Below are 18,994 nucleotides of genomic sequence, written 5' to 3'. Positions count from 1 at the left end.
ATCACGTATTGGACGGCGATTGCGGCGTATCAGGATTGAGTTGCTGACGCCTGAATTGCCCAGGTGGCTGGCCATGAATCTGGCGAAAGCGTCGGGAGAAATAAGCCTCGTCAGCGAAACCGCACAACCTCGCCACCTCCCCCACCGGTCGTGTCCCATTGAGCAGGTAATTGCGTGCCGCGTGCATCCTGCGCTCGAGCACCAGCTCTGTGAAGGTCTTGCCGATTTCCTTGCGCAACCAGTGCGTCAGATACGTCGGTGACAGGTAAGTCGCAGCAGCCACCTTGATCAGGTTCAGATCGGGGTCGGCAATATTCTTGCGCAAGTATTCGGACATCCTGCTCAGCGCATCGCGTCGGCTGACTTCGGCGGCATTCTCTTCGGCCAACCGTTTGAGCGGCTCGGCATACAAGGCACAAACGCTCCCCACCAGTTGCAGCAGCAACCCCTTGAGCATCTCGCGGGTGCCGAACTGACGGTTCTCATCCAGGACTCGCATCTGTTCGATCAAGGCACAGACTTTGCGGAAGTCCTCATCGCCCAGAATGAAATCCAGATGCTCCTGAAAGCGGAACGGCGACAACTCCGGCGCCAGGAGAATCGAGACTTCCTCCAGGTCCATCGGGTCGCACTGCAAATGTGGCAGCAGGAAGGTCTGGGAAAAATTGATCACCATGAAATTGCTGTCGGCCGGATGCGGAATCACGTGCACGCGATGCGGCAGGATGAAGGCCAGCGTATTGCGCGGAAATGGACGTTCGACATTGCCGATGTGCTGCACGGTATCGCCACCGAGGTTGACCTGGATCTGGAAATACTCGTGGCGATGCGGGCTGGTTTCGGCGCGCCGTCCCTTTTTGTCGCGGATGTAAAAGTCCGTCAATTCGCTGCGTTGCTGCATGACGTAAGTGGGCACTCGATCGGGTGACGACATCGCCTGGGATTCCTCGACAGGTACATGGGCAGGTTGTCGTCGCGCCGGGATGCAAGCGGCGACTGCGGTGATTGTGAAGGCAGACACCGCCGGCTTCAACACGTCATAGGATGACAACGAAATACAGATAATTAATTGTATCCGTGTGTGATGTGTCCTCCGTCCAAAAAACCATGAGCACACTTAAATATTTAATCCTTTAAAAACAATAACTTATTAAACAAATAAAGCATAACGAAGGAAATGAGCTGATTTGATTTTTCTTGGACACCTGCATTAATCGCCTTTTCCAGAAGAAAAAACGATCTAACGCCTCCGTTGATTTTGAGAGGTTGTACGACCACTGTGACAACCAATGCAGCCCGACCCTTCCAAAAACAATCAAAAGGTGCGCACGTGATGAACCTGTTTTTCCCCCTCGCCAACCCTCCCCCGATCAAGCCAGTCCGAAGGCGTATCTGAGCGCCTGACAGCGGCTGTCCGCGCCTCTCATTCCAGCAGCGATTGCTCTGCCCCGGCACTGCGGGCACGGCTTCGGCTGCGCGCGAACATCTCGATTCTTCTAACAATAAAAAGGTCTACTCATGTCGAACTCGCAAACCTCCCCGTCCACCGCGCCGTCGGTGAGCGCCGGCGCCCGGGACGCCCTGTTGCCTCAGCGACTGCCGACGCGTCGGCGCTGGTTCATGCTGTCATTGCTGCTGATTGCGACCATCATCAACTACATCGACCGCGTAAACATCTCGATTGCCGCACCGTTCATGGCCAAGGATCTGGGCCTGGACAAGATCGAAATGGGCCTGATTTTTTCCGCGTTTGCCTGGACCTACGCACTCGCCTTGGTGCCTGCCGGGTTCATCGCCGATCGCTTCGGTTCCCGGTTCACTTACGGGGTGTCGCTGATCAGTTGGTCGACGGTCACCGTGTGCCAAGGCCTTGCCACAGGATTCGCGTCGCTGTTCGGACTGCGCCTGGCCGTCGGTGCCATGGAAGCTCCAGCGTTTCCGGCCAACAGCCGAGCGGTCACGGTGTGGTTCCCGGCCCGCGAACGGGGCCTGGCCAGCAGCATTTACGTGTGCGGCCAATATCTGGGCACGGCACTGTTTACCGGCGTGCTGTTATGGCTGGCCACGACCTACGACTGGCGCCATGTGTTCTACAGCACCGGGATACTCGGCATTGTGTTCGGTGTGATCTGGCTCTACTTGTACCGCGATCCGCTGAGCTGCAAGAACGTCAGCCAGGAAGAACTGAAGTACATCGAAGCCGGGGGTGGACTGGTCAAGAGCAGTCAGGAGCGCACCCGGTTCAACTGGAGGCAGATCACCGAGCTGTTCAGCTATCGGCAAATCTGGGCGATTTGCATCGGCAAGTTCGCCAGCACCTCGGCGTTGTACTTCTTCCTGACCTGGTTTCCGACGTACCTGATCGAAGAACGCAAGCTGACCATGATCAAGGCCGGGATCTTCGCGGTACTGCCGTTCGTGGGTGCAACGGTCGGCATTCTGCTGGCCGGCATCGTCTCCGACTTGCTGATACGCCGTGGTTACTCAATGTCCTTCGCTCGCAAGTTGCCATTGGTGGTCGGATCGATGCTGGGTATGTCGATTGTGCTGGTGAATTTCACCGACTCGAATGTGATCTGCATTGCCGTGCTGACCATTGCCTTCTTCGCTCAGGGAATCGCTTCGTCGTCGTGGGCGGCCGTATCGGAAGTCGCGCCCAAGGAACTGATCGGCCTGACCGGCGGGGTCACCAGCCTGGCCGCCAACATCGGCGGGATCGTCACCCCGATCGTGATTGGCGGCATCGTCCACGCGACAGGCTCGTTTGCCTACGCCTTCTGGTTCATTGGTGGCGTGGCATTGATGGGGACCTTGTCCTATTCGTTGCTGCTCGGTCGCTTGTATCGCATCGAACTCAAGGCGCGCTGAGCCAAGAAACCGTTTTTCTCCAACACGAGACGGCATTCGTCCAACTTCGCAAAAGATTGCCGCCGTACGCTGACGCTTCTAACAGGACTACTACAAAAATGACGATGACCGAATATGTGTTTACCCCGGATCTGCCCGTGACCTTGCCGGTGTCTGGCAGCCAGCAGCGCTTTCCTGTTGGCCGGGTATTTTGCGTCGGCCGCAACTACCCTTGGCCAGACACCCAAGGCCAGTCCCGCCAGCCGCCAGTGTTCTTCATGAAACCGGCGAGCAACGTGGTGGATGCGGCGGGTGAAGTGACTTTCCCGCCGTTGACCGAAGAGTTTGTCCACGAAATCGAATTGGTCGTGGCCATCGGTGAAGGCGGCGCCAACATTCCGGTGAGTCAGGCGCTGGCCTATGTCTGGGGCTATGCCGTCGGTCTTGATCTGACCCGTCGTGATGTCCAGCGCACGGCCAAAAGCAATGGTTTGCCGTGGGAAGGTGCCAAGGTGTTCGACGGCGCCGCGCCGATGACCGCCATCGTGCCGGTGACTCGCGCCGGACACCCGGACGGCGATTTGTGGCTGAACGTCAACGGCGAAGAGCGCCAGCGCGACAGCCTCGACAGCCAGATCTGGTCGGTCAGTGAAATCATCAGCCGCATCTCGCAATCGGTAGCGTTTCGGGCCGGTGACTTGATCATGACCGGCAGCCCGGCAGGCGTCGATGTGCTGCAACCAGGCGACATCATCAACGCCGGGATCGACGGCATCGGCCAACTGGAAATGCGCGTCGGTCAGCGACCTTGAACCCGGCACACGCTCTCGTGAATTGAAAAAAGGAGATAACAACATGAACAGTCCTTTGAAAGTCGCCCTGGTCACCGGAGCCGGTAGCGGAATCGGCCGCGCCGTGGCCCTGGCTCTGATGGCCGACGGATTCACCCTGGTATTGGCCGGACGTAGGCCGGAGCCGTTGCAGGCCTTGGTCGAATTGGCGCTCAGCGAAGGACACGAAGCGCTGGCGGTGCCCACTGATGTGCGCGACCCGGCCAGTGTCGATGCGCTGTTTGCCACCATCACCGAGGTATACGGACGCCTGGACGTGGTGTTCAACAACGCCGGGGTCAACGCCCCTGCCGTGCCGCTCGATGAGCTGACGTTCGAGCAGTGGCGAAACGTGATCGACACCAACCTCAACGGCGTTTTCCTCTGCGCCCGTGGTGCCTTCGCACTGATGCGCCGGCAACAGCCACAGGGCGGACGCATCATCAATAACGGCTCGATCTCGGCGCATACCCCACGCCCCTTCAGCAGCGCCTACACCGCCAGCAAACACGCGGTGCTGGGGCTGACCAAATCCCTGGCCCTGGACGGGCGTGAATTCAACATCGCCTGCAGCCAGATCGACATCGGCAACGCCCTGACCGAAATGTCGGTGCGCATGACCAAAGGCGTGCGCCAGGCCAACGGCACCATCGCCGTGGAGCCGATGGTGGACGTCAAGCATGTGGCCGATGCCGTGCGCTACATCGCCGGTCTGCCGCTAGAGGCGAACGTCCTGAACATGACCGTCATGGCCAGTGCCATGCCGTTTGCCGGTCGCGGTTGAACCGGCCTTTTTATTCCGTTACGCGAGGTTTACATGAAGCCAGAAGTCTTGCAGCTCAGCCCGATCCTGATCCCCGAAATCAATGCGCGGCTCGATGAGTTGTTTACCGTCAGACGTTACTTCCATCAGGCCGACAAGCAGGCTTATTTGCAGGTACACGGCGCGAACATTCGCGGGGTGATCACCGGCGGGCATACCGGTATCAGCCAGGCGCTGATGGCGCAGCTACCGAAACTGGAAGTGGTGGCGGTCAACGGCGTGGGCACCGATGCGGTGGATCTGGCTTACGCCCGGGATCGCGGGATCCGCGTGACCGCAACCATCGGCGCGCTGACCGAAGACGTCGCCGACCTGGCCATCGGATTGTTGATTGCCGTGTGCCGGGGTCTGTGCACCAGTGATCGTTATGTGCGTTCGGGGCAATGGCCCCATAGCCCGACACCGTTGGCCCCGTTGCCGTTGGCGCGTCAGGTGTCGGGCATGCGCATCGGCATCGTCGGCATGGGCCGGGTCGGCCGTGCAGTGGCGACCCGGGCCGCAGCGTTCGGCTGCCCGATCAGTTACACCGATCTGCAGCCGATGAGCGATGTGAACCACACTTTCATCGCCGATTTGAAGCAACTGGCCAGCAACAGTGATGCGCTGATTCTCGCGGCCGCTGCCGACAAGGCTGAAGCCATCATCAATGCCGAGGTACTGCAGGCGCTGGGCAAGGACGGGTATCTGATCAACGTGGCGCGCGGCAAGCTGGTCAACGAGGTCGATCTGGTGGCGGCGCTTGCCGCTGGTGAGATCGCGGGTGCGGCGCTGGATGTGTTTGTCGATGAACCGAACGTCCCCGAGGCACTGTTCGGCAACGAGAAAGTGGTACTGCAGCCCCATCGCGCCAGTGCGACGCTGCAGACCCGCACGCGAATGGGAGAGATGGTGGTGGCGAGTCTGGTGGACAGTTTCGCCGGGAGAATACCGCAGGGTTCCGTGACTGACTGAACGCTGGCCACCGAGGGGACGTTGCGTTCCCTCGGCGGCTCGGTGTCAGGTAAACAGATCGACGCCCAACTGGAAGGCGACCCACAACGCGAGGCCTGTAGCAAAGAGCAGCGCGATGTTTTCAAACAGGTTGTTGCGATATTTCTTGTCCAGCAGTGACTTCTGGTTGGACATGATCAGCAGGCCCAGGGAAATGACCGGCAAGCCAATGATGTTCAACGCGCTGACACCAATGGTCAGGGTCACGAAATCCGGCATGCCTGGCAGCGACCAGATCAACGGCGTCACGAGGATAAAAAGCATGAACCATTTGTGCATCGGATCATGATGAAACTCTTTGCCGTACTTTTCGCGACGTTCAGGACGAACGTGTTGGAAGGCATCGGTAATCAGCATCGGGAACGCAGTGGTCTTGCCTGAAATACTGGCAAACAGTGTCGCGAACACGCCGATGAAGAACACATACCAACCAATCGGGCCGAAGAAAATTTCCAGCGCTTTGCCCAGGTCGCCCAAGGTCTTCACCTCGATGCCGTTGGGCCGCAGGATTTCCGCGCCAACGATCCAGATGGCCAGGTTAATGACGATCCCGACGAACACTGCAAACAGCAAATCGTTACGTTGAACACGCTTGTGCTGTGGCCCTACCCAGCCCTTTTGGCGCATGACATACGGATGCACGAAGTTGGCAATGGAGCCTGCAACCGCACCGATAACCGATACCGCCACCAGCAGCGCGCCATGCACGCCTTCATCCGGCGGGATGCTGAAGCCGATGGTGCCTTTGACGATGCCGACGACATCGGGACCGGACATTACGGCCAAGGCAATAAAGGCCAGGGTCATGATCGCCAGCAGCACCTTCATCACGCCTTCGATCATCGAATAAATATTACGACCCACCAGCATCCACACAGCGAGTACCACCGCCAGTGAACACAGCAGTGGCTGGTCGATTTTCAACAGCATCGCCAGCGACTCACCCGCCCCCTTGATCATGTAGGCGTTCATCAAGTGCCCCATCAACAGGGCGTAGACGAGCATGAACCAGGCGAAAAAGGGATTCAGTTGCGCATAGCCTTGCAGGATGGTCATGCCCTGGTTATTGCACAACTGGAAGCGAGCGATGATGTTTACGATCAGGTATCTCAAGAGCAGAGAGACCGCCAGCACCCACATCATCGCGTAACCGTAATTGGCCCCAGCCACGGATGACGTGATCAGGTCACCTGCGCCCAGCCAGGACAGTACGGCGATGATTCCGGGGCCCAGCAGTTTGAGTATTCGGGAAAATCGGTTTTGTGCGGGCGCCGCAGCCTGGCCTTCGACGGAACGAATGCTCGTCATAGAGGGTATCTCCATTTATTTTTTTTGTGAGAACAAGCGCAGTCGAACACGGTAGATACGACGTCGTACAACAATTCTTGAGCGAGTATGTTTAGAAATGTTTCAAGATCGCAGGCCGGGAACGTCGGGCTGCGTGGATGGGCATCGAACCAGGCTGGGCTCATGTAACCACTGCGCCTGAGCCACGACGTATTTTTTCCAACTTGAGAAAACAGCGATTGATGTCGCAAAAGGACAGTCATAGGATGACCGACCACAACTACAAAAATAAGGAATCACCTGTGAGAAACCCCCTCCTCTTGGCCGCTGCCGTTGTCTACGGCCTCAGCCTGCAAGCCAATGCCGCCACTTTTGCCTATATCTCGAGCCCGGGAGACGGTCTGATTTCCCAGTATCGCCTTGACCAGAACAACGGCGCGCTGCGCCTGATTGAACAGGTCAACGCCGGTGATCAGGTCAACCCCATGGCCATCACCCCTGACGGCAAAGTGTTGTTTGCCGCCTTGCGGGTCAAGCCGTTTCAGGTGCTGGGCTATAGCATCGATCCCAAGAGCGGACATCTGACGCCGCTGTCCAAAGCGCCACTGGCAGAAAGCATGGCTTACCTGTCTACCGATCGAAAAGGACGCTATCTGCTCGGCGCATCCTATGGTGCCGACACCGTCAGCGTTCAGGCCATCGACAAGGCCTATCAGCCTTCCGTCAACATCCTGAGCTACAAGACTGGCCCGCATGCGCATTCGGTTCGTACCGACCCGAGCAACCGTTTTGCCTACGCGGGCAATCTTGGCGCGGACCAGGTCCTGCAATATCGCCTTGATGCCAAAACCGGCACGCTCACCCCCATCGGCAGCGGCTACATCAGTGTCCCGGACAATACCGGGCCTCGGCACCTGGCCTTTTCCCCGAACGGCAAATACCTGTACGTGGTCGGTGAAATGAGCGGCACGGTCACAGCGTTTTCAATCAATGACAGCACCGGCGCATTGACTCAGGTTGCCGTTGCCAATGGCATTCCCGAGCGTTTGAAACTGGCTCACGGCGAAGTGCGTGATGCACGTAACAACGACTTGAAGGACGACCCCACACCTCGTATCTGGGCGGCGGACCTGCGGATCTCGCCCGATGGCAAGCTACTGTTGATGACCGAGCGCACCAGCAGTTCGGTTTCGGCATTCGCGGTTGACCCTTCAACAGGCGGCTTGAGCTTTCTCGAGAATTATCCGGTGGAAGAGAAGCAGCCACGCAATATCGCTTTTTCACCCAACGGGCGCTGGTTGCTGGTGACGGGCGAGAAAAGCGAAAAAGTCGGCACTTACGCGGTCAGCAACACCGGCGCCTTGAAGCGTGTCGGTGAAGCGGCGTCGGGCAAAGGCGCGTTATGGATTGAGGTACTGCAAACGTCGGCGGAGTAATCTTCGAGCGGAAAAAGACGCGACGTATGGAGGTCGGGAGTTGGCTCATTCCGACCTCCATGGTTTGGCGGTCACCCATAAAACGCAGCGCAGGTGTGTGCCTTGAATCGTCGTAGGTTTCTACGGGCGCATTCGCCTGGTTTTAGCTGTTATTTAGTGGGTCCAGGTGCTGGGCAGATATACGATCCCGTCGTCATTGAGCTCATGCGGATTGAGTACGCGCATCCACATCACTTGCAGACTCAGGTCTGATCTTGAACCAGAGGGAGTACATCGCTGGAAGGAACACCAATGTCAGCACTGTGCCGGCAAACGTACCGCCAATCAGCGTGTACGCCAGCGTGCCCCAGAACACCGAATGGGTCAGCGGAATGAAAGCCAACATCGCTGCCATCGCCGTGAGGATCACCGGCCGCGCCCGCTGTACAGTGGCTTCGACCAATGCGTCATAAGGCGCCAGGCCGGCTTGCTCATTGGAATGAATCTGACCGATAAGGATCAGCGCGTTGCGCATCAGAATCCCTGACAACGCAATCAGTCCCACCAAGGCGTTGATCCCGAACGGCTGTTGGAACAGCAGAAGAATCGGCACCACACCAATCAGCCCAAGGGGCGCGGTGGCGAAAACCATCATCATCGCAGACATCGAGCGCACCTGAATAATGATGGTCAGCAACATCAGCGCGATCATGATCGGGAACAACGGCAGCAATGCCTTGTTCGCTTTACCCGACTCTTCGATCGCGCCTGCCAACTCAATCCGGTAGCCCACAGGCAACTGTTCAATGACCGGTTGCAGTTGCTTCATCACGGCGTTGGAGACATCCGGGGGCTGAAGTCCTTCAGCCACATCACCGCGTACGGTGATGGTCGGCGTACGGTCACGGCGCCGCAGAATGGGCTCTTCCATTCGCGTATCGACCGTCCCGACCTGAGACAGCGAGACCCGTTGACCCTGGGCGCCGGTCAGCGTGAAAGCGTCAATTTTTGAAGGATCCAGACGTGTGTTTCCAGCAGAGCGAGCGACCACCTGGACCGAACGGATATCTTCACGCACCTGGGTGACAGGCGCTCCGGTCAACAGGAACTGCAGTTGCTGAGCAACATCAGTGGAGGTTAAGCCAAATGCCTGCAAGCGATCCTGATCCAGCGTGAGGTGGAGTGCCGGAACGCGCTCGCCCATGTCGGTGTTGACGGTTCTCGTCATGGGACTAGCAGCCATGACCTCGCGCACCTGTGCGGCGATATCGCGCAACACTGTCCGGTCCGCACCCATAACCCGAAAGGCCACCGGGTACGGCGAATAAGGACCGAACACCAACTGTGTTACACGCACCCGTGCTTCAGGCGCCAAACCATCAGCCACGGCTTGCCGCAGCCGGATTTTGAGCGCCTCGCGCTCTTCCTGGCTCGCCGTCAGCACGACGATTTTTGCAAACGAAGGATCGGGCAACTCAGGTGCCATCGCCAGATAGAAGCGTGGCGCGCCCTGACCGATGTAGGCAGTAACTATCCGAGCCTCCGGTTGTTTTGCCAACCACGCCTCGACCTTGGCCGCCGCCGAATCGGTTTGCGCGATCGACGTCCCGTACGGCATCTGCACCTCAACCAGCACCTCGGGCCGGTCGGATGTAGGGAAGAACTGTTTCTTCACCAAGCCCATGCCAAGAATCGCCACAATGAACAAGGTCACGACGGATATCGCAACAAGGCCTTTACGGCGAATAACCGCCCCCAACAGACGCCTGAAACGCAGGTAATTCGGTGTACCGTAAATCGCTGCATGCCCCCCCTCAGGCACCTTGATCTGCGGCAGCAGTTTGACGCCCAGGTAAGGTGTGAACACCACTGCCACCACCCAGGAGGTAATGAGCGCAATGCCGACGATCCAGAACATATTGGCGGTGTACTCACCGGCCGTAGATTTGGCAAAACCGTTGGGCATAAAGCCTATGGCAGTCACCAGCGTGCCCGACAACATGGGGGCTGCAGTATGACTCCAGGCATAGGCGGAGGCTTTGATTCGGTCGTAGCCCTCCTCCATCTTCACCACCATCATTTCAATGGCAATGATTGCATCGTCCACAAGTAGCCCCAGCGCCAGAATCAACGATCCCAGGGTAATCCGGTCAAAGTCTTTACCTGTGGCGGCCATGACAATGAACACCGCAGCCAGAGTCAACGGCACCGCCGCAGCGACGACGATACCGACTCGCCAGCCCATGCTGAGGAAGCACACCAGCAACACCACCCCTAGCGCCGCGAAAAATTTGACCATGAACTCGTTGACGGCCCCGTCAATATTCACCGCCTGATCGGTGACCTTGGTCAGCGTCATGCCTAAAGGCATTTGCTCATTGACAGACGTTGTCTCGGCGTCGAGCGCCTTACCTAAATCAAGGCCGTTCCAGCCATCGCGCATCACTACGCCGAGCAACAATGCCGGCTCTCCGTTGTTGCGCACCGAGAACGTAGAGGGGTCCTCATAACCACGCTTGACCTCAGCCACATCGGACAATTTGAGGGTTCTGCCCTGCACTACCAGCGGCGTATCTCGAATCTTCTGCAAGTCATCAAACGCACCATCCAGTCGGATGAAAACCTGTGGGCCCTTCGCCTCAACCGAACCGGCCGGAGTCATCATGTTCTGCGCGTTCATCGCACTGAAGATATCTCGTGCGGAAACACCCAGTGTCGCGAGACGCTCGTATGAAAATTCGACAAAAATGCGCTCGGACTGCTCACCAATGATATTGACCTTCTTCACTCCCGCCACATGCAGCAGACGCTGGCGCAAGACCTCGGCCTCGCGCACCAGCAAGCGCTGCGGTTCGCCCTTGGCCTTTAGCGCATATAGAGCGAAGGTGACATCGGCATACTCATCATTGACCATCGGGCCGATCACCCCGGACGGCAACCCCTTCTCCTCATCAAGGATTTTCTTGCGTGCCTGGTAAAACTCCTCCGGGACGGCGGAGGGCGGCGTGCCGTCGAGCAGATAAACTGTGGTGAAAGCCAAGCCTGGCCGGGTAAAGGTCTCGGTCCGGTCGTACCAACGCAGTTCCTGCATGCGCTTTTCCAGCTTTTCAACCACCTGGTCCTGCATCTCCTGAGCAGTCGCCCCAGGCCAGGCAGTAACCACCGTCATTTGTTTGATGGTGAAGGCAGGGTCTTCCGCGCGCCCCAGTTTGAAGAAGGCATACAGCCCACCTACGGAAATCAGCAGGATCAAAAACAGCGTGATCGAACGCTCACGCACCGCTAGTGCGGACAGATTGAACCCGATCATCGGCGCACCTCGGCCACCGGTGCTTGGGCGCTGACGGACATTTGAGACCTGACCCGTTCCCCTTCACTTAACAGATGCGCGCCCAGCGCGACGATACGATCGTCGATCTGGAGGTTGCCCGTCACTCGAGCAGTTTCTGCATTGCTTAGGCTGAGGACCGTGACAGGGCGCCACGTCACCTGCTCAGGCTCGCCCCCAATGGACCAGACACCAGGACCTTTACCCGCGTCATAGAGGGCAGCGATAGGCACTTGTAATTCATTGGCATTGGCGACTGGCGTACCGTCTATGGCAACTGAGATGGTCGAACCCAGGATGGCATCAGCAAGCGCGCCCTCCAACACATAGCGCGCCTCAAAGGTACGGGTTTGCCGGTCAGCCGAATCGGACAACTGGCGTAAACGCGCGCTGCCTGCACGTTGGTTTTGCCCATAAAGTTCAACCGTCGCCGACGACCCTATCGCAGGACGTAGCGTTTCAGGCAACTGGATCACCGCCTCGCGCTGCCCGGAATGCGCAACACGTACCACTACCTGACCTGCGCTTATCACTTGCCCCGGCTCCGCCAAGGTGTCGACAACAACCCCGTCAGCATCAGCCAGCAACGTCGAATAGCCGGTAGAGTTTCTCGCCACATCAGCCTGGGCTTTGGCCGCGTTAAGCTGCGCTTTCGCCGAGTCGGCAGCCGCTTTGAACCCTGCATAAGCTGAAGCAGATACAGCACCAACAGACACCAAATCCCGGTAGCGAAGCTCATCATCGGAGGCCTGCCGGGATCGGGCCATGGCGGCCAGCACCGCTTCCTGCTGCGCCCGCGCGGTCAGCGCCAGATCATTAGCATCGATTCGCATGAGTGGCTGCCCGCGCTTGACGCTCTGCCCGGTGTCCACCAAACGTTCCAGCACTTTCCCAGGAACTCGAAATCCGAGATCGCTCTGAACTCGAGCTGCGACGATACCGGTGAATACCCGATCTGCAGGCGCGGAGGGTTGAACCACCGCGATGCGCACCAAGGGCATTTGGAGGCGAGGATCTGGAGGTATGGCCTCGTTGCATGCGGCTAAGGCAAACGGCAACAAGCCAATGAAAATGAATGACATGTGGCGACGCTGGATCATAGAGACCTCTTGGAAGCGGATATGCCATGCTTATTCAAGTGACCAATTAAGTCAATAGTCACTATTCAGACAAATGAAAGCTGCCCTGATGATCAGAGCAACGCAGAGGGGTTTGAGATCTGATTTTTTAGATACGCATGCTGCCGCGGATGCGCAACGGATCCATCAGCCAAGCCTTTTAAGGCATCAGACCGCGTAGAATCAGGTTGGAAATGAGCCCAGGAGCCTCTTCAACAACATCAAGGTTGTACTGCAACAGCAAAGGATTGATGAAGGGCCGTAGAGCGAGATGAATCGATTCCACTGTCTCGTCCAACGGGGTCTTGCGCTCAAACTCACCGAGTTCCCGCCCCTCTCGCACGATCTGCAGCACGAAGCTCTTGATGCGCGCGTCATAAACTCGTGAGCTGGGCCAGCTTTCCGAAGCGGCGAACGCCGCGATGTCATAAAGTTTTCGGTCATTAAAAAACAGGTCTACACCCTTGGTGATCAAGGTTTTGACCAAACGTCGAAAGCGCTCAGTCGGGGAGATACCCTCAACATTGGTAGCCTGCTCAACAGCCGCAACGATTTCCGACAGACAATTTCTACAAATAGCCTCACCAATCGCCTGCTTGGAATCGAAGAACTTGTAGATGTAAGCCTTGGAAAAACCGATGGCTTTCGCCAGGTCGGAGACTGTTGTCTTGCTGTAACCGTATTGACTGAAATGTTCATTGGCCGCCGCGACAATCTGGTCTCGGATGTCGTGATCGGCTGGGCCGCGGGCGCTGGGCGAAGAAACTGAAGGTTGGTTCATGCGAGCAGCTTACGCACCCTGAAGGTAGTTGACAACTTGTGACCAAATTGTAATATCGTCACAAATCGATCATTTCGAAGGTATCACATGTACCGTCCTCGTTTTGCCGTCTTGCTGTGGTTCGGTATGGTTGCGGGTTGCGCAGTGGGCCCTGACTATTCAGAGCCCGATGTGCAATTGCCTGAGCATTTTTTGGCGCAAACACCTAAAGCACACCAAGTTGATGCAGCACCAACTGATCTCGCCGCTTGGTGGAACGCGTTCAATGACCCCGTACTCAGTCAACTGATCAATCGAGCACTTGAACAAAATCTCGATTTAGCTCAAGCAACAGCAAGGATCGAGCAGGCTCACGCGGGTTTGGGGGCAGCTAACGCAGCGCTTTTGCCATCGGCTACAGTCAATGGCCAAGCGGCCAGAGCCCGGCAATCCGTGGAGACGCCGTTGGGCCAAGTACTGAATTCAGACCCATCCTATAATCGCTACGGTAGCGCCTATGAGGCGAATCTGAATGCAGGCTGGGAACTGGACGTATTTGGCGGACTACGCCGAGGCCAAGAGGCAGCCTTCGCCGATTATCAGGCCTCCCAAGCCGGAGCGGTTGCCACACGCCTCGCGGTGGTAGCGCAGACTGCAGACCTTTACATCAGCATCCGTGGCCTGCAAGCACGCCTGGAAATTGCCCGAAAGCAGGTAGACACGCGGCAACAACTGCTCACCACCATCGAGCATCTGTATGCAAAAGGATTAGCTGCTGAACTACAGTTGAACCAGACCCAAGGGTCGCTGAATCAAGCACAGGCAACCGTGCCGGTACTGCAGGCTGGCCTTGCAGCTGCGATGAATGCGCTGGATGTCATGTTAGGCAAACCGCCGGGTACTTACAGCGCGCAATTGATTAAGTCGGCGCGCATCCCTGATGTGCCAAGTCTCGCCGACTTAGGCTCTCCGGCCGATCTGCTGCGTCGGCGTCCAGATTTGATCGTCGCTGAGCGCCGACTGGCGGCGTCGAATGCTCGCATCGGCGAAGCCATCTCCGAGTACTACCCCAAGTTTTCTGTGGGTGCGCTGCTAGGCAGCGCTACATCGGTATCCAGCGGGAATCTTTTCAGCAACGGTGCCAGTCAGGCCTCGGCGGTCCTGGGACTACGCTGGAGGCTATTCGATTTTGGCCGCATCAACGCCCAAATTGACTTGGCAAAGGGTCAGGAAGCCGAAGCGTTAGCCGTTTACCGCCAGTCAGTTCTGCGGGCCTCCGAGGATGTCGAAACCGCTTTTTCGGCACTGATCAACCGCGAGCAGCAATCCGAAAAGCTAGCCCAGGGCGAGTCTGCTTATGCGAAAGCACGAGCGACGTCGTTTACCGCGTATGAAAAAGGCGTTGTCAGTCTGATAGAAGTATTGGACGCCGATGAAAACCTTTTAGCGGCATCTGATGGTAGAGCCCAAGCACAAACTGAATCGGCTCGTGCTGCAGTGGCCACATTCAAAGCATTGGGCGGCGGCTGGCAGCGCGAAGACTCAAATGGCCGTTTGATCTCGAGTGCACAATGAGCACCCCTTCGGGACGCTCAAACAATGGATGGGTCTTCTACGGATGATGGTTTTCGGCCAGAAGCCAAACCTACTGAGCAACAGCGACTTGATTCCGCCCCAGCGCCTTGGCTCGATAGAGTGCTTTATCAGCATTGTTCATCAAGCTGTGCAGATCTTTATTACCGGCATCCGTTGACGCTACGCCGAGGCTGGCTGTTATGCAGTGAACAGGCTCGATCACCAATCCAGCAATAGTCTGGACGAGCTGTTCTGCAATCTTAACGGCAGCCTCAATGGAGGTGTCCGGGAGCAGAACTGCGAATTCTTCTCCACCTAACCGGCCGTGGATATCCGTTGCACGAAAGGACGAACTGATGACCGCACCCATTTGGCGCAAAACCTGATCCCCAACCTGATGGCCGTAGGTGTCGTTGATATGCTTGAAGTGATCCATGTCCAACATTACGGCGCACAACCCTGACCGGTTGGTTTCACATTCGTTGTAGAGCTGCTGGGCATGCTCGAAAAAAGCTCGTCGACTCTTCAGGCCGGTCAGTTCATCAGTTTGTGCTGCACGGGTTGAAATGCTGTTCGCCTGTTCCATTTCACGGGTTAGTCGAAAGGCGGTTTCCAGTGCCTCGGACATTTTCCGTGTAGCGCGGGCAAGAAATGACGCGAACACCAAAACCGAGAGTGCCATGCCGACTTGAATCGTGGACGATTGAAACAGCAGCCAGGCGGTGCATGGCAACAGAACCAGACCAATGGACACTAGTGTCATATCGCGGTAGGCCGAGTAGCAGGACACCGCGCTGACAGACATCCCGACAGTAAAGAGCATGACCAACGCCTGCGACAAAAGATCGTCTGCTGGCATGACAATGAATGCGCCTCCCCCCCAGATACTGGCGGATAACACGAGCGTGCTCCAGTATTTGCGCTCCCAGCGTTGAGGCGTACGTTTACTTTCGTCGCTGCGAAAATAGGCAACAAACATCGAGATGCGCAACAGCGTCGATCCGGTCAGTATGGCCAGCCACCAAAGAATAACGCTGTGCTCAAAACGATCCCAACACAGCCAACACAGCATGATGGCAGCGAGGTAGCTACCAAAAACCGCAGAAACTGATTGGCGAAATAGTTGATGCAATCGGTCAGTTCGCACCCGCCCGGCTATGAAAAATTCTTGGTCACTCCAAGATCCTGGGCCATCCATGTGATCCACCTGATCATGACTCAATTAAAAAACTATTGTGGCACCCTGCCACCAACGCAAACAACCGAATTACGCTCGTGGCCGTCCGCAAAGCTCTTGGAGAATCACCCCGCCTCGTAGCCAAGCCCAAACGCCAACCAATTCAATGAGCTGCGCTCCTGTCGACCCATGAGGAGTGATCGTTATGGGACGATTTCAACTTTCGGCACATCGAGTGTGGCTTGATCAGAAAATTGTCGAGTGGTCTCGCTCCATTGCAGAGTCGGATCCAGATCACACCCTCAATTACACAAGCATGAAGGGAGTACCGGCTGACAGAAGCTTTTATGGTTTGGTGATGTCCATTTCTTCAACCATCAGACGCATCGGCGAAACAGCGCAGCCATCCGGGCTGGTTGTCGATCCCGAGTGACGGCAAATGGCCAGAAGAGCTCTTTATGCCTAGGCGCGCGTTGCTCGTCGCTGCACGTAACATCAACCGGGTTGATCGACGACCTTAATCTGCGTCAGCCCTACCCGCTCAGCCTGCTCTAAAATCTCCTCCGGCGTTGCGTCCGCAGTGGGCATGATCAGGCTGTTCTCTCCATCCCCAAAATGCAGCTGTAGCAGGTGCATCGCCGCCTCATGGACGGGCAGCTGAGGCTGCTTGAATTCGAAGATGTAAGTGCGGGGCTCGCCGTTGAACAGGTATTCCAGGGTGTAGTTGCGCATGGTGGGATCCTCGTAATGGGAGGGAAGTACTTCGCTGATTTGGCTCCCAAGTAAATGGTGCGTTACGTGCGTAACGTGCTCAAGAAAGTCCTCCTCCATGCAGCCGCCGGACAACGAACCACGAACCACGATGCTCCCCTGTCGGAACAGGCGCATCAATCGGCAGATCTGAATAAGGAACTGACCAAGCCCGGTCCACGCAGTACTCATTGGTTGAACGGTTTAACCGATAACCGATCAATCCTCATGGAGAGGCCCGCCTTACACGGGCTTTTGCCCGCGCTTTCGTATCCGCCCTGTCATGCCTTCGTCACACCCACCAAGCACAATGCGGTCAGCCAAAAGGATTTGGCCCCATCGACAGAGAACCCGGCTAAGTGCCAGGTTTTTTCGTTCCTGCGACATGCTTTTCACGAAGTGCTCACAGAACGGAGCGCAGATTGAACGGACAAAAGGATTTGACCCCATACAGAGAGCCCGCCATGCGCGGGCTTTTTGTTGTCAGACATTCCTGCGGCTAAGCTCCCCACTCTCTCGAAATGTAGTCAGGGAGGGTGTAGTCCTTCGCACGAGGTTTGGCGTGTCGGACCGCGGTATCAGTGAGGGTCATCGTACAATCTCCGTCTCGTTTGGATGGAGGAGATTTGTACGGTTTGCCGACTGTCGGAATTCCCAAGCTGTCAGTAGTGACGGCAGCACGGGCCAGGAGGGTCTGCAATCGTTGCCGCACGGCTCCTGGCAGTTGCCATTGCACGCATAGTCAAAGGGTTTTTGCGTAGCGCAAACGCCTCAATAGATCATCGTGAAAGAGGCGTAGTCGTCCGCGATACCAACAACGCTAGTACAGCAGCAACCAGAAGAAATACCCCACTCGCGATGAATGTGGCCTGATAGCCAACTCCGTCATACAGCAACCCACCCAACGTCGCGCCAAGCGTAATCGCCAACTGAATCACCGCCACCATCAGGCCGCCTCCGGTCTCAGCATCTCGTGGAAGCGTGCGTGACAGCCATGTGAACCAGCCTACTGGCGCGCATGTAGCAATCAGACCCCATACCCCCAGCAAGACTGCAGTAGTCCACATCGAACTACCATAGACCAGTAAAGCCACGGCTATCCCCGACATCAACAATGGGATGATCATGAGTACCCGATAAAGGCTTTTGTTCAACACCGAACCGATCACCATCGTACCCGCCAATCCTGCCATCCCAATGATCAGCAATAGCAGGGACAGTTCAGACACATTAACGTGGGTCACCGACTCGAGAAACGGGCGCAGATAGGTAAACAACGCAAACTGCCCCATGAACAGAAAGCCTACTGCCGCCATACCTAACGCGACCTTGGCACTACCTAGCAGCCGAAACACATCAGTTGCAGATCCAGACGCCTTATCGCCAGGCATTTTCGGCAAGGTAAACGCCTGCCAACAGAGCGCGACAGCCGCAAGCGGCACCACACAAAAGAACGCTCCTCGCCAGCCGATCAGTCCGCCCATGAAGCTACCAATGGGTGCGGCTACCGCTGTAGCCAACGCGGTGCCACCCTGAATCAAAGCGATGGCCTTGGGTACAAAGCCTTCTGGAGCAATCCGCATGATGACGGCGGTCGACATTGCCCAGCTGCCTCCAATCGCGATCCCCAAAATCGCTCGACCAACCATCAGCGTTGAATAATTTGGGGCAAAGGCGACGAGAGTACCGGAGGCAATCATCAAGGCTGTCAGGAACAGTAAAACGGGCCTACGGTCGAGTCGGCGAATGGCTGAAGAAATGAAAAGACTGGTGATGACCGCAAAGAGGCCAGAAATTGAAATCGCCTGTCCAGCCTGCCCCTCAGTCAACGCGAGATCGGTCGCAATCGGTGTGAGCAAGCTCACCGGCAGAAACTCCGAAGTCACCAGGGCGAAGGCGCACAGCGACATCGCCAGGACGGCTCCCCATACCTGTCGGCTCGCTGCTTGAATAGGTAAAGCAGTACTGTTCATCTAATCTCCTCCAATACGTAAAGCTCCAACACCTGCGAAGAAAGCATGGCGTCGGCATTGCTATGCGGGTACATCGAGTGATCCCCTAGGCTCAGAACTGCTGAGCTGAAAGGAATCGAAA

15 protein-coding genes are annotated in these 18,994 nt (G+C 56.9%); 7 read left to right on the top strand and 8 right to left on the bottom strand.

Going from position 1 to position 18,994, the window contains the following annotated elements; genetic code table 11:
• Position 1: 1 nt before the first annotated feature.
• A complete protein-coding gene (locus JFU47_RS00225; protein WP_046048641.1) occupies positions 2–934 on the bottom strand; it encodes a helix-turn-helix transcriptional regulator in 933 nt (310 codons plus the stop codon).
• 584 nt (positions 935–1,518) lie between these two features.
• Between JFU47_RS00225 and JFU47_RS00220 the strand changes: the two genes are divergently transcribed.
• From JFU47_RS00220 to JFU47_RS00205, 4 genes are all read left to right on the top strand, one after another.
• Positions 1,519–2,868 carry an MFS transporter gene (locus tag JFU47_RS00220; protein WP_201180140.1) on the top strand — a complete coding sequence of 450 codons (1,350 nt, stop codon included), beginning with the start codon at positions 1,519–1,521 and terminating at the stop codon, positions 2,866–2,868.
• A gap of 98 nt (positions 2,869–2,966) precedes the next feature.
• Positions 2,967–3,659, top strand: coding sequence for a fumarylacetoacetate hydrolase family protein (locus JFU47_RS00215; protein ID WP_201180139.1), 693 nt, complete (start codon positions 2,967–2,969; stop codon positions 3,657–3,659).
• 43 nt (positions 3,660–3,702) lie between these two features.
• Complete coding sequence (locus JFU47_RS00210; protein WP_140682420.1) at positions 3,703–4,461, top strand: SDR family oxidoreductase; 759 nt, start codon at positions 3,703–3,705, stop codon at positions 4,459–4,461.
• 33 nt (positions 4,462–4,494) lie between these two features.
• A complete protein-coding gene (locus JFU47_RS00205) occupies positions 4,495–5,451 on the top strand; it encodes a 2-hydroxyacid dehydrogenase (protein ID WP_140682423.1) in 957 nt (318 codons plus the stop codon).
• Between the two features lie 45 nt (positions 5,452–5,496).
• On the opposite strand, the gene JFU47_RS00200 is transcribed toward JFU47_RS00205, so the two are convergent.
• On the bottom strand, positions 5,497–6,798 hold the full coding sequence (locus tag JFU47_RS00200; protein ID WP_140893153.1) for an Nramp family divalent metal transporter: 1,302 nt from the start codon (positions 6,796–6,798) through the stop codon (positions 5,497–5,499).
• Between the two features lie 281 nt (positions 6,799–7,079).
• On the opposite strand from JFU47_RS00200, the gene JFU47_RS00195 reads away from it, so the two are divergent.
• On the top strand, positions 7,080–8,213 hold the full coding sequence (locus JFU47_RS00195; RefSeq protein WP_201180138.1) for a beta-propeller fold lactonase family protein: 1,134 nt from the start codon (positions 7,080–7,082) through the stop codon (positions 8,211–8,213).
• Between the two features lie 202 nt (positions 8,214–8,415).
• On the opposite strand, the gene JFU47_RS00190 is transcribed toward JFU47_RS00195, so the two are convergent.
• From JFU47_RS00190 to JFU47_RS00180, 3 genes are all read right to left on the bottom strand, one after another.
• Positions 8,416–11,502, bottom strand: a complete 3,087-nt coding sequence (locus tag JFU47_RS00190) for an efflux RND transporter permease subunit (protein WP_201180137.1) — start codon at positions 11,500–11,502, stop codon at positions 8,416–8,418.
• On the bottom strand, positions 11,499–12,620 hold the full coding sequence (locus JFU47_RS00185; RefSeq protein WP_201180136.1) for an efflux RND transporter periplasmic adaptor subunit: 1,122 nt from the start codon (positions 12,618–12,620) through the stop codon (positions 11,499–11,501). The genes JFU47_RS00190 and JFU47_RS00185 overlap by 4 nt, the downstream gene beginning before the upstream one ends.
• A gap of 178 nt (positions 12,621–12,798) precedes the next feature.
• Positions 12,799–13,419 (bottom strand): TetR/AcrR family transcriptional regulator, encoded by a 621-nt coding sequence (locus JFU47_RS00180; protein ID WP_201180135.1) that lies wholly within the window; start codon positions 13,417–13,419, stop codon positions 12,799–12,801.
• An 87-nt stretch (positions 13,420–13,506) separates the two neighbouring features.
• On the opposite strand from JFU47_RS00180, the gene JFU47_RS00175 reads away from it, so the two are divergent.
• Positions 13,507–14,973: an efflux transporter outer membrane subunit gene (locus JFU47_RS00175; protein ID WP_201180134.1), complete on the top strand. Its 1,467-nt coding sequence runs from the start codon at positions 13,507–13,509 to the stop codon at positions 14,971–14,973.
• A 70-nt stretch (positions 14,974–15,043) separates the two neighbouring features.
• On the opposite strand, the gene JFU47_RS00170 is transcribed toward JFU47_RS00175, so the two are convergent.
• On the bottom strand, positions 15,044–16,171 hold the full coding sequence (locus JFU47_RS00170) for a GGDEF domain-containing protein (RefSeq protein WP_201180133.1): 1,128 nt from the start codon (positions 16,169–16,171) through the stop codon (positions 15,044–15,046).
• A gap of 184 nt (positions 16,172–16,355) precedes the next feature.
• On the opposite strand from JFU47_RS00170, the gene JFU47_RS00165 reads away from it, so the two are divergent.
• The gene (locus tag JFU47_RS00165; RefSeq protein WP_242485022.1) at positions 16,356–16,583 is read left to right on the top strand and encodes a hypothetical protein; all 228 of its coding nucleotides are present in this window, start codon (positions 16,356–16,358) and stop codon (positions 16,581–16,583) included.
• A gap of 62 nt (positions 16,584–16,645) precedes the next feature.
• Here JFU47_RS00165 and JFU47_RS00160 read toward each other — a convergent pair whose 3' ends face one another.
• On the bottom strand, positions 16,646–16,882 hold the full coding sequence (locus JFU47_RS00160) for a hypothetical protein (RefSeq protein WP_140893159.1): 237 nt from the start codon (positions 16,880–16,882) through the stop codon (positions 16,646–16,648).
• 797 nt (positions 16,883–17,679) lie between these two features.
• Positions 17,680–18,873: an MFS transporter gene (locus JFU47_RS00155; protein WP_201180132.1), complete on the bottom strand. Its 1,194-nt coding sequence runs from the start codon at positions 18,871–18,873 to the stop codon at positions 17,680–17,682.
• Positions 18,874–18,994 lie beyond the last annotated feature (121 nt).

This window comes from Pseudomonas sp. TH39(2020) (genome assembly GCF_016650715.1).
GTDB lineage: Bacteria > Pseudomonadota > Gammaproteobacteria > Pseudomonadales > Pseudomonadaceae > Aquipseudomonas > Aquipseudomonas mandelii_C.
Note: the sequence above shows the minus strand (reverse complement) of the source record. Positions and strands in the feature narration are given on the sequence as shown.